Annotated in this window: 11 protein-coding genes; 8 read left to right on the forward strand and 3 right to left on the reverse strand. The window is 68.4% G+C overall.

Annotated features, from left to right (window positions below; genetic code table 11):
* Nucleotides 1–2 precede the first annotated feature (2 nt).
* The gene (locus QOC69_RS09970; RefSeq protein ID WP_526438893.1) at nucleotides 3–227 is read right to left on the reverse strand and encodes an RNA-binding S4 domain-containing protein; all 225 of its coding nucleotides are present in this window, start codon (nucleotides 225–227) and stop codon (nucleotides 3–5) included.
* A 60-nt stretch (nucleotides 228–287) separates the two neighbouring features.
* Here QOC69_RS09970 and QOC69_RS09975 point away from each other — a divergent pair, with 60 nt between their 5' ends.
* On the forward strand, nucleotides 288–1,625 hold the full coding sequence (locus QOC69_RS09975; RefSeq protein ID WP_526438909.1) for a DNA polymerase IV: 1,338 nt from the start codon (nucleotides 288–290) through the stop codon (nucleotides 1,623–1,625).
* A gap of 118 nt (nucleotides 1,626–1,743) precedes the next feature.
* Here the strand turns inward: QOC69_RS09975 and QOC69_RS09980 are convergent, their stop codons facing one another.
* Entirely contained in the window at nucleotides 1,744–1,881 is a 138-nt protein-coding gene (locus QOC69_RS09980; RefSeq protein WP_526438895.1) for a hypothetical protein, read from the reverse strand.
* A 5-nt stretch (nucleotides 1,882–1,886) separates the two neighbouring features.
* Nucleotides 1,887–2,798, reverse strand: a complete 912-nt coding sequence (locus tag QOC69_RS09985) for an asparaginase (protein WP_526438897.1) — start codon at nucleotides 2,796–2,798, stop codon at nucleotides 1,887–1,889.
* 41 nt (nucleotides 2,799–2,839) lie between these two features.
* On the opposite strand from QOC69_RS09985, the gene lspA reads away from it, so the two are divergent.
* The 7 genes from lspA to dnaE all read left to right on the forward strand — a co-directional run bounded on the left by lspA (nucleotide 2,840) and on the right by dnaE (nucleotide 11,365).
* The gene (gene lspA, locus QOC69_RS09990; RefSeq protein ID WP_526438899.1) at nucleotides 2,840–3,451 is read left to right on the forward strand and encodes a signal peptidase II; all 612 of its coding nucleotides are present in this window, start codon (nucleotides 2,840–2,842) and stop codon (nucleotides 3,449–3,451) included.
* Entirely contained in the window at nucleotides 3,451–4,380 is a 930-nt protein-coding gene (locus QOC69_RS09995) for an RluA family pseudouridine synthase (protein ID WP_526438901.1), read from the forward strand. The genes lspA and QOC69_RS09995 overlap by 1 nt, the downstream gene beginning before the upstream one ends.
* A gap of 35 nt (nucleotides 4,381–4,415) precedes the next feature.
* The gene (gene rarD, locus QOC69_RS10000) at nucleotides 4,416–5,315 is read left to right on the forward strand and encodes an EamA family transporter RarD (RefSeq protein WP_526438911.1); all 900 of its coding nucleotides are present in this window, start codon (nucleotides 4,416–4,418) and stop codon (nucleotides 5,313–5,315) included.
* Between the two features lie 49 nt (nucleotides 5,316–5,364).
* Nucleotides 5,365–5,742 (forward strand): YciI family protein, encoded by a 378-nt coding sequence (locus tag QOC69_RS10005; RefSeq protein WP_526438913.1) that lies wholly within the window; start codon nucleotides 5,365–5,367, stop codon nucleotides 5,740–5,742.
* The gene (locus tag QOC69_RS10010) at nucleotides 5,727–6,986 is read left to right on the forward strand and encodes an RNA polymerase sigma factor (RefSeq protein WP_526438903.1); all 1,260 of its coding nucleotides are present in this window, start codon (nucleotides 5,727–5,729) and stop codon (nucleotides 6,984–6,986) included. Before QOC69_RS10005 ends, QOC69_RS10010 begins: the two co-directional genes overlap by 16 nt.
* A 68-nt stretch (nucleotides 6,987–7,054) precedes the next feature.
* Nucleotides 7,055–7,759 (forward strand): TetR/AcrR family transcriptional regulator, encoded by a 705-nt coding sequence (locus QOC69_RS10015; protein ID WP_526438905.1) that lies wholly within the window; start codon nucleotides 7,055–7,057, stop codon nucleotides 7,757–7,759.
* 12 nt (nucleotides 7,760–7,771) lie between these two features.
* Entirely contained in the window at nucleotides 7,772–11,365 is a 3,594-nt protein-coding gene (gene dnaE / locus QOC69_RS10020) for a DNA polymerase III subunit alpha (RefSeq protein WP_526438907.1), read from the forward strand.
* Nucleotides 11,366–11,367: the final 2 nt, after the last annotated feature.

An 11,367-nucleotide genomic window follows, 5' to 3' on the forward strand; every position in this document is an offset into this window, starting at 1 on the left:
TCTCAGCCACTGGTGACGCGTGCCGTACGGCCGCCGAACTCGACCGTGTCACCGTGGTGCAGCTGGCGCCCCCGACGGGTCTCGACCTCGTCGTTGACACTGACCTGCCCCTCGGCGATGGCCGTCTTGGCATCCGAGCCGGTGTCGATCAGATTGGCGAGTTGCAGGAATTGCCCGAGGCGAATCGACGCGTCGCGGATCGGCACGTCGAGGACGGGTTGCGCCATGCGCGTCAGAGTATCTGCATAGCATCGGCAGTCGTGGATCGTTGGGTGCTGCACTTCGACATGGACGCCTTCTTCGCGTCCGTCGAGCAGTTGACCCGCCCCACCCTGAGGGGGCGCCCGGTGCTGGTCGGCGGGCTCGGTGGCCGCGGCGTCGTCGCCGGAGCGAGTTACGAGGCGCGCGTGTTCGGGGCGAGGTCCGCCATGCCGATGCACCAGGCCCGCCGACTGGTCGGTGCCGCCGCGGTGGTTATGCCGCCACGCGGCGTGGTGTACGGCGTGGCCAGCGGTCGGGTGCTCAACACCGTGCGGGCGATGGTGCCGATCCTCGAGCAGCTGTCGTTCGACGAGGCGTTCGGTGAGCCGGTCGAACTCGCCGGTGCGTCCGCCGACGACGTGGAACGGTTCTGCGAGGAGCTGCGGGCGAAGGTGCGTGCCGAGACCGGACTGGTCGCCTCCGTCGGGGCGGGCTCGGGCAAGCAGGTCGCCAAGATCGCCTCCGACCTGGCCAAGCCCGACGGGATCCGGGTGGTCCGCCGTGACGAGGAGCGCGTCTTGCTCGCCGGGCTGCCGGTGCGCCGGTTGTGGGGGATCGGGCCGGTCGCCGAGGAGAAGCTGCACCGGCTGGGCATCGACACCGTCGGCTCGTTCGCCGCCCTGAACGATGCCGAGGTCGCCGACATCCTCGGCGCCACCGTCGGGCCCGCCCTGCACCAATTGGCAAGGGGCATCGACGACCGTCCCGTCGCCGAGCGCGCCGACGCCAAGCAGATCAGCGCCGAGTCGACCTTCGCCCAGGACCTGACCACGTTGGATCAACTGCGCGATGCCACAGGACCGATCGCCGAGCACGCACACCGGCGCCTCGAGCGCGACGGCCGCGGCGCCCGCACCGTCACCGTCAAGCTCAAGAAGTCAGACATGAGCACGCTCACCCGGTCCGCGACGCTGCCGTACGCCACCACGGACGCCTCGACGCTGATCGGCACCGCACGCCGACTGCTGCTCGATCCCGTCGACATCGGGCCGGTCCGCCTTCTTGGCGTGGGGTTCTCGGGGCTGTCGGACGTCCGGCAGGAGTCGCTGTTCCCCGATCTCGAGCAGGCGCTCGAGGCGTCCGACCTTCCCGCGACGGCACCGGCCCCCAGCGCGGAGCAGCCGTCGGCGGCGTGGCGGGTCGGCGACGACGTCACCCACACCGTCCATGGGCACGGCTGGGTGCAGGGCGCAGGCCACGGCGTGATGACGGTGCGGTTCGAGACCCGTAGCAGCGGCCCTGGGCCGGTGCACACCCTGCCCGACGACACGCCCGACGTGCGCAGGGCCAACCCCGTCGACAGCCTGGACTGGCCCGACTACATCGACGGCCTGACCGCGGAGACCTACCAGAGCAACCCGTAGAGCTCCGAGATGCCGAACCCGTGCTGTCCGTACGTCGTACAGGTCACCGTGCCCCCGGATCCCACGCCGCAGCTGGCTCCCCAATTCTCGAGCCGGTAACCCGCGGGTCCCCAACTGTTCACCACGGTCGCCCTTGGGCGATCGGGAGGTCGTGGATGTCTTCTACACCGGGGGGCGGGTCGGCTTCGGCCACCGGTGTCGTCGTCAACCCGATTCCAACCGCCGCTGCGACGGCCGCCAACCTCTTGCCCCACATGGAACTCAACCGTAGTTCGCGAAGACGTCGCCGACGGGTGCTCCCGCCGCCAGCGCGGCCATCAGAAGCACCCGGGCCTGCGGCGGGCGCAGCCGCGGCACCACCACCGCTCCGGCGTCCACCATCGCCCGCCCTGGCCCGTAGCTGGGTCGGACGTGTCCGTCGGGCACCCGGGTCGACAGCGCCACCGCGACGCCGTCGCGGCAGTGCCGTCGCACGCCATCGACCACCGCCGCGCCTGCGTTCCCGGACCCCACCGCCTCCAGCACCAGGCCACGCGCCCCGGCCGCCACACAGGCGTCCAGCGCGATCGCGTCGGCGCCCGCGTAGGCGGCGACGATGTCCACCCGCGGTGCCGCAGCGGCCGACAGGGCGCCGAGGAATGGCCCCGCGACCGATTCGTCGGCGAGTTCGGTGCCCGAGAAACCGCTCAGGTCGCCCGTGGCGTTCTTGTGCAAGCCCAACGGCCGAAGCACGCGCCCGCCGAAGCTCACCAGCACGCCCTGGCCCCTGGCCGCCGGGCTCGCCGCCAGCGCCAGCGCGCCGCGCAGGTTGCCTGGCCCGTCGGCGTCAGGGGCGTCGGAGCTGCGCATCGCCCCGGTCAGCACCACTGGCGCGTCGCCGCGGTAGGTGAGCGCTAGCCACAGCGCGGTTTCCTCCATCGTGTCGGTGCCGTGCGTGATCACCACGCCGTCGGCGCCCGACTCGATCGCCGACGCGGTGGCTGCGCCGATCGCGTCCCAGTCTGCGGGCGTCAACTCGGAACTGTCGACGGAGAGCAGGTCAAGGACGTCGCGGTCGGCGACGCCGAGGCCTGCGGTCAGGTCGTTTCCGGTGCGGGTGGGCCGTGCGACACCGTCGTCGTCCGTGCTGGTGGCGATGGTGCCGCCGGTGGTGATGATGACGACGCGGCTCATGCGGCGATTGTTCACCATCGCCACTTTGGGATGATGTGGGAGTGACTGATGAATCAACGGGCTCGGCCAAGCCAGTGACCGCCGACGGGGAAACCCCACCGCGGTCCTCGCGGCGTCGCCTGCGCCTACTGCTTTCGGTCGCCGGCGTCGTGCTCACACTGGACGTCGTGACCAAGGTGCTGGCGGTCAAACTCCTCACCCCGGGACAGTCGGTGCCGATCATCGGCGACACCGTGACGTGGACTCTGGTGCGCAACTCGGGCGCGGCGTTCTCGATGGCCACCGGCTACACCTGGGTGCTCACGCTGGTCGCCACCGGGGTGGTGATCGGCATCGCCTGGATGGGACGACGGCTGGTCTCGCCGTGGTGGGCCCTTGGACTGGGGATGATCCTCGGCGGTGCGCTGGGCAATCTGGTGGATCGGTTCTTCCGCTCCCCGGGCCCACTGCGCGGCCATGTCGTCGACTTCCTGTCGATCGGCTGGTGGCCGGTGTTCAACGTCGCCGACCCCGCCGTGGTCGGCGGAGCGATCCTGCTGGTCGGGCTGTCGTTGTTCGGCTACGACTTCGATGTCAACGGCAGGCGCCAGCCGGACGGCGCATCGGACGAAGCTGACAGGCGCGCGCCGGCCGACGAACCCGAACCGTCCTGATGACGACCCGCTCGATGCCGGTCCCCGAAGGGCTGGCGGGCATGCGTGTCGACGCCGGGCTGGCCCGGCTGCTCGGCCTGTCGCGCACCGCGGTGGCCGCGATGGCCGAAGCGGGCGGCGTCGAGTTGGACGGCGCCACCGTCGGCAAGTCGGACCGCCTGGCCGCAGGGGCATGGCTCGAGGTCAATCTGCCCGAAGACCCTGCGCCGCTGGAGAATCGGCCGGTCGACATCGAGGGCATGACGATCCTGTACTCCGACGCCGACATCGTGGCGGTAGACAAGCCCGCAGGTGTCGCCGCGCACGCGTCGGTGGGCTGGACGGGTCCCACCGTGCTCGGCGGGCTGGCCGCTGCCGGCTACCGCATCACCACGTCCGGTGTGCACGAACGCCAGGGCATCGTGCACCGCCTCGACGTCGGAACGTCCGGCGTGATGGTGGTGGCGATCTCCGAACGTGCCTACACGGTGCTCAAACGTGCCTTCAAGCAACGCACCGTCGACAAGCGCTACCACGCGCTCGTCCAGGGCCATCCTGACCCGTCCAGCGGAACCATCGACGCCCCGATCGGGCGGCACAAGGGCAACGACTGGAAGTTCGCCGTCACCGATGGCGGGCGGCACAGCATCACGCACTACGACACGGTGGAGGCGCACCAGGCCGCAAGCCTGCTCGACGTCCATCTGGAAACCGGTCGCACACACCAGATCCGGGTGCACTTCGCGGCGTTGCACCATCCGTGCTGCGGCGACCTGACCTATGGCGCCGATCCGACGCTGGCGAAACGGCTTGGGCTGGAACGGCAATGGCTGCATGCGCGGTCGCTGGCCTTCGCCCATCCTGCCGACGGGCGGCGCATCGAGATCACCAGTCCGTACCCGGTGGACCTGCAGCATGCGCTCGACCTGTTGCGCCACCACGAATCGTGACCGGCGACCCAGAACCGCGCACCCGCCGGTCGGGCATGTTGTTCGGCGCAGGCGCCTTCATCTCGTGGGGCCTGTTTCCGGGGTTCTTCCCGCTGCTGCTGCCCGCCGGATCGTTGGAGGTGCTCGCCCACCGCATCGTATGGAGCGCGGCCAGTCTGTTCCTCGTACTCGTCGTGGCGCGCCGGCTCGGTGACCTACGACGGCTCGGCGTGCGCGCCTGGTTCCTGCTCCTGGCGGCGTCGGCGCTGATCTCGATCAACTGGGGCATCTACATCTGGGCCGCGACGCACGGCCACGTCGTCGACGCCGCGCTCGGCTACTTCATCAACCCGCTCGTCACGGTGGCGCTCGGCGTGCTGGTGTTCCGCGAGCGCATCGGGCGATGGCAACTGCTCGCGCTCGTGCTCGCGGTGGTCGCGGTGGTGATCCTCATCGCGGAGGTCGGGGCGCCGCCGTACGTCGCCGTCGGGCTTGCCGCGTCGTTCGCGCTGTACGGCCTGGTGAAGAAGGTGGTGGTGGCCGATCCCCGGGTGAGCGTGGCCGTCGAGACCCTGCTGGCGCTGCCGTTGGCGGGCGGCTACCTGATCATGCTCGCCGTGCTGGGCCAGGGGCACTTCCTCCACTACGGGACGGGGCACGCCGTGCTCCTGATGTTGGCTGGCCCCGTCACGGCGATACCGCTGCTGTTCTTCGCCGCCGCCGCGCAGCGGCTTCCGCTGATCACCATGGGCCTGCTGTTCTCCCTCAACCCCGCCATGCAGATGGCCTGGGGCGTCCTGATCGGTCACGAGCCGATGCCCGCTGGCCGGTGGATCGGCTTCGCCCTCATCTGGGTGGCGCTCGTGGTGATGACGATCGACGCATTGCGCAAGAAACCCGCGGATCCGATCGCGGCTGGTGTCGATCTGGCCGCTCCCGAATCGTCATCACGATGACAGGCTCGATCCGACATCGGGCACCACTCACGACGACGAGGACGACATCATGCGTTACTGCCTGCTCATGCACTATCAGGAGGGTTCCTCCATCGGCCTGACCGAGGAGGACATGGCGCCTGCGATGGCGGCGTTCGCGGCCTACGCCGACGATCTGTCGGCGGCCGGGGTGTTGATCACCACCGAGGTGCTCGACACCGTCGAGGCCACCACGACGGTGACGGCGCGCAACGGGGCACCCGAGATCCAGGACGGTCCGTTCGCCGACACCAAGGAGAAGCTCGGCGGCATCTTCGTCATCGACGTACCCGACCTCGACGAAGCGCTGAAGTGGGCTCAGCGCAATCCGGCCAACGGCTGGGGATCGGTCGAGATCCGCCCGGTGGCAAGGACGTACGCACCAGGCCGCGGGTGGTACAACCCCTGAACGGGCAGCGGTCGCGGGCGACCTCGGCGCTCGTCGGGGTCGTTCGCGAGTCGTACGGCCGGCTGTTGGCGTTGCTCGCCGCACCCGGCCGCGACATCGCCGCCGCGGAGGACGCGTTGGCCGATGCCGTGGAGCGGGCGTTGACGCGCTGGCCCGACGATGGCGTCCCCGACAACCCCGAGGCCTGGCTACTGGTCGTCGCACGCAATCGGCTCCGCGACGCCTGGAAGTCGACGGCCTCGAAGACCAGCCGGCCACTCGACGAAACGGATTGGCAGAACGACGAATTCGTCGGTGCCGAGGCCGCCGCAGGGTCCGACATCCCCGACCGCCGACTTGAACTGATGCTGGTGTGTGCGCATCCGGCCATCGCGGCGTCGGTCCGTACGCCGCTCATGCTGCAGGTGGTGCTCGGCGTGAACGCCGAGGCGATCGCGGCGGCCTTCGCGGTGGAGCACGCGGCCATGGCGCAGCGCCTGGTGCGCGCGAAGCAGCGCATCCGGGACACCGGGATCTCCTTCGAGATGCCCGAACGCGAGCAGCTCGCCGAGCGGTTGCCCGCGGTCCTTGAAGCCGTCTACGGGGCGTACGCCATCGACTGGCAGCTGGTGCCGCAGGGCTCTGCAATGGACTCGTTGTCCGCCGAGGCCGTGCACCTCGCCTTGGTGCTCGCCGACCTTCTGCCCGACGAACCCGAGGTGCTCGGCCTCGCAGCGCTGGTGTGCCTGTCGGAGGCCCGTCGGCCGGCCCGGCGTGCCGAGGACGGATGCTTCGTACCGCTCGAGGAGCAGGACGTCACGCGGTGGGACCGCGCCATGATCGCCCGCGGCGAGACGCTGCTGACGCGGGCGCACGTGCATCGGCGTCCCGGCCGATTCCAGTACGAGGCGGCCATTCAGTCCGCCCACTGCAGTCGCGCCTCTCGCGGTCCGGTGGACGCCGAGACGCTTCGCACCCTGCACCGTGCGCTGGTGCGGACGGCTCCGTCGTTGGGCGCCCAGGTCGCCCTTGCCGCATTGGACGGCGAGATCGACGGGCCTGCTGCGGGTTTGCAGGCCTTGGACGCCGTCACCGATCCCGCCGTCGAGCGGTTTCAGCCCGCGTGGGCGGTGCGGGCGCACCTTCTGGCCACGGCCGGCCGTCTCGACGAGGCTGCGCGCGGCTACCGTCGCGCGATCGAGGCCACGTCGGACCCCGGCGTCGCCGAATACCTTGCGCGATGTTTGCGCAACTTGTCGGGTTGACCCACTCACAGCTATGCAATACGGTTTGCCAGGCGAGCCAAATCCAGCTCGCTGGTGAGGTCGGTGACATGCCGCAACTCGATGGCCAGACGCTGCCGGTTGTCCGACGACGCCGCGGCCGTCCGGTGGGCTCCGACTCGGCCGAGACGCGCAGCCGCATCTTGAGTGCCGCGCGCCAGGTCATCAGCGAGCGCGGCTACCACGCCGCCACCTTCCAGGCGATCGCCATGGCCGCCGACCTGAGCCGTCCCACCCTGCACTACTACTTCGACTCCCGCGAGCAGATTTACGGGGTGCTGGTCGAAGAGGCGGGTCACGTGATGGCCGATTGCATCGATGCAGCGAGGCGCAAGGACACGCTCATCGAACAGTTGACCGAGCTGATCTGGGGAATGCTCGAGGTGGACTCCAGGGACCGTTCGCGGCTCGCGTTCCTGGTCAGCGCGCGACTGGAGTCCACGCGCAACCCCGTACTGCAGGTCGGCACCAGCGGTGCACTGCTCAACTTCATCGAGTCGTTGCTCGGCGACGCGAAGGCCCGGGGTGAGCTGGCCGCCGACATGTCCGTGACGCCGATCGCCGACATGCTGCATGCCATGTTGTGGGGAGTGGGCTTGCACGCTGGGTTCATCGACAGTCAGGCCGATCTGGGGTTGATAACCAAGCAACTCACTCGGTTGCTTTCGCACGGATTGCTGAACGTTGTGAGCGAATCCGAGAATCGGAGCGACACGTTCCGCGACACGCCGAGCGCTGTCGGGGGGCGGCCATAGACTGGCGTGCCTATGACCGGTCCGTCTGCTCCTCGCGAGAGCTCTCTGGGTTCGTCTGCTCTTCGCGCAGGCGCTCATCGCAGTTCGTCCTTCGTGCACCTGCACAACCACACCGAATACTCGATGCTGGACGGGGCCGCCAAGGTCAAGCCGATGCTGGCCGAGGCGCAACGCCTGGAGATGCCCGCCATCGGGATGACCGACCACGGCAACATGTTCGGCGCCAGCGAGTTCTACAACGCGGCAACCGATGTGGGCATCAAACCGATCATCGGCGTCGAGGCCTACATCGCGCCTGCGTCGCGGTTCGACACCAAGCGCGTCCTGTGGGGAGACCCCGGTCAGAAGTCCGATGACGTGTCCGGCAGCGGGTCGTACACCCACCTGACCATGGTCGCCGAGAACGCGACCGGCCTGCGCAACCTGTTCAAGCTGTCGTCACTGGCCTCGTTCGAGGGCCAACTGGGCAAGTGGTCGCGGATGGACGCCGAGATCATCGCCGAACACCACGAGGGCATCATCGCCACCACTGGCTGCCCGTCGGGTGAGGTGCAGACCCGGCTGCGGCTCGGCCACGACCGCGAGGCGCTGGAGTCGGCGGCGAAGTGGCGGGAGATCTTCGGGCCCGAGAACTACTTCCTGGAGTTGATGGACCACGGACTGTCCATCGAGCGTCGGGTGCGCGAGGGCCTGCTCGAGGTCGGCCGCAAGCTCGGCATTCCGCCGCTGGCCACCAACGACTGCCACTACGTCACCCGCGAGGCCTCCCACAACCACGAGGCGCTGCTCTGCATACAGACTGGCAAGACGCTCTCGGACCCGAACCGGTTCAAGTTCGACGGCGACGGCTACTACCTGAAGTCAGCCGCCGAGATGCGCGCTCTGTGGGACGACGAGATCTCCGGTGCATGCGACTCGACGCTGCTGATCGCCGAGCGGGTGCAGTCCTACGCCGACGTCTGGACGCCCAAGGACCGGATGCCGATCTTCCCCGTTCCGGAAGGCCACGATCAGGGCTCGTGGTTGCGCCGCGAGGTCGAGGCCGGGCTGGTGCGCCGCTTCCCGTCGGGAGCGCCCCAGGACTACGTCGACCGTGCCGAGTACGAGATCACGGTCATCTGCGACAAGGGCTACCCGTCCTACTTCCTCATCGTCGCCGACCTGATCGACTACGCCCGCTCGGTCGACATCCGGGTGGGGCCGGGCCGTGGTTCGGCGGCCGGATCGCTGGTTGCCTACGCACTGGGCATCACGAACATCGACCCCATCAAGTACGGGCTGCTGTTCGAGCGCTTCCTCAATCCCGAGCGTGCGTCGATGCCCGACATCGACATCGACTTCGACGACCGCAGGCGCGGCGAGATGCTCCGCTACGCAGCGAACAAGTGGGGCAGCGACCGAGTGGCCCAGGTCATCACCTTCGGCACCATCAAGACCAAGGCAGCACTGAAGGATTCGGCCCGCGTGCACTACGGGCAGCCCGGGTTCGCCATCGCCGACCGCATCACCAAGGCCCTTCCGCCGCCGATCATGGCCAAGGACATCCCGCTGGCGGGCATCACCGATCCCAGCCACGAGCGGTACAAGGAGGCCGTCGAGGTCCGCAACCTGCTCGACACCGACCCCGACGTCCGCACCATCTACGAAACGGCGCGGGGGCTGGAAGGCCTGGTCCGCAATGCCGGCGTGCACGCCTGCGCCGTGATCATGAGCTCCGAACCGCTGATCGAGTCGATTCCGCTCTGGAAGCGGCCGCAGGACGGCGCCGTGATCACGGGTTGGGACTATCCATCGTGCGAGGCCATCGGCCTGCTCAAGATGGACTTCCTCGGCCTGCGGAACCTGACGATCATCGGCGACACCATCGAGAACATCAAGGCCAACCGGGGCATCGACCTCGACCTGGACGCGGTTCCCCTTGATGACCGGGCCACCTTCGAACTGCTCGGCCGCGGCGACACGCTCGGCGTGTTCCAGCTCGACGGCGGCCCGATGCGGGATCTGCTGCGCCGCATGCAGCCGACGGAGTTCGAGGACGTGGTCGCCGTCATCGCCCTGTACCGGCCGGGACCGATGGGCGTCAACGCCCACAACGACTACGCCGATCGCAAGAACGACCGACAGGCCGTCAAGCCTATCCACCCCGAGCTGGCCGAACCCCTCGAAGAGATCCTCGCCGAGACCCACGGCCTGATCGTCTACCAGGAACAGATCATGCGCATCGCGCAGAAGGTGGCCAGCTACTCGCTTGCTCGAGCCGACATCCTGCGCAAGGCCATGGGCAAGAAGAAGCGGGAGGTGCTCGACAAGGAGTACGAGGGCTTCTCCGACGGCATGAAGGCCAACGGCTTCTCGGCGCCAGCCGTCAAGGCGCTATGGGACACCGTGCTTCCGTTCGCGGACTATGCGTTCAACAAGTCCCACGCCGCAGGCTACGGGCTGGTGTCGTACTGGACGGCTTACCTCAAGGCGAACTACCCGGGCGAGTACATGGCCGGCCTACTCACCTCCGTCGGCGACGACAAGGACAAGGCGGCGGTCTACCTTGCGGACTGCCGCAGACTGGGCATCACGGTGCTGCCGCCCGACGTCAACGAGTCGGTGCTGAACTTCGCATCGGTAGGCGCCGACATTCGATTCGGACTGGGCGCCGTGCGCAACGTCGGCTCGAATGTCGTTGCCTCGCTGATCAGTACGCGCACCGACAAGGGCAAGTACACCGACTTCTCCGACTATCTGAACAAGGTCGACATCACCGCGTGCAACAAGAAGGTGACGGAGTCGCTGATCAAGGCGGGCGCATTCGACTCTCTCGGGCACCCGCGCAAGGGGTTGTTCCTGATTCACACCGACGCGGTCGACTCGGTGCTTGGCACCAAGAAGGCCGAGGCGATGGGGCAGTTCGACCTGTTCGGCGGCGCGGACACCGCTGCGGACGCGGTGTTCACCATCAAGGTGCCCGCCGACGAGTGGGAGGACAAGCACAAGCTCGCACTCGAGCGGGAGATGCTGGGCCTCTACGTGTCCGGGCACCCGCTCAACGGCGTCGCGCATCTGCTGACGGCTCAGGTGGACACCCAGATTCCCGGCATCCTCAACGGCGACGTCGCCAACGACTCGCAAGTCCGGGTCGGCGGCATCCTCGCCTCGGTGAACCGGCGGGTCAACAAGAACGGGATGCCCTGGGCCTCAGCGCAATTGGAAGACCTCACCGGCGGCATCGAGGTGATGTTCTTCCCGCACACGTACTCCACGTTCGGCGGCGACATCGCCGACGACGCCGTGGTGCTGGTCGCAGGCAAGGTCAACATCCGCGACGACCGGATCTCCCTGATCGCCAACGAGCTGGTCGTCCCGGACTTCTCGAACGCCCAGGTCGACCGGCCGCTCGCGGTCAGCCTGCCGACGCGGCAGTGCACGATTGAGAAGGTCAGTGCGCTCAAGCAGGTGCTCGCGAGGCACCCTGGCATCTCGCAGGTGCATCTGCGGCTGATCAGCGGCGACCGGATCACCACCTTGGAACTGGATCAGTCGCTACGCGTCACGACGTCGTCGGCGTTGATGGGTGACTTGAAGGCGCTGCTCGGCCCCGGTTGCCTGGGCTAGAA

It is taken from the genome of Mycobacterium sp., assembly GCF_032162105.1.
GTDB lineage: Bacteria > Actinomycetota > Actinomycetes > Mycobacteriales > Mycobacteriaceae > Mycobacterium.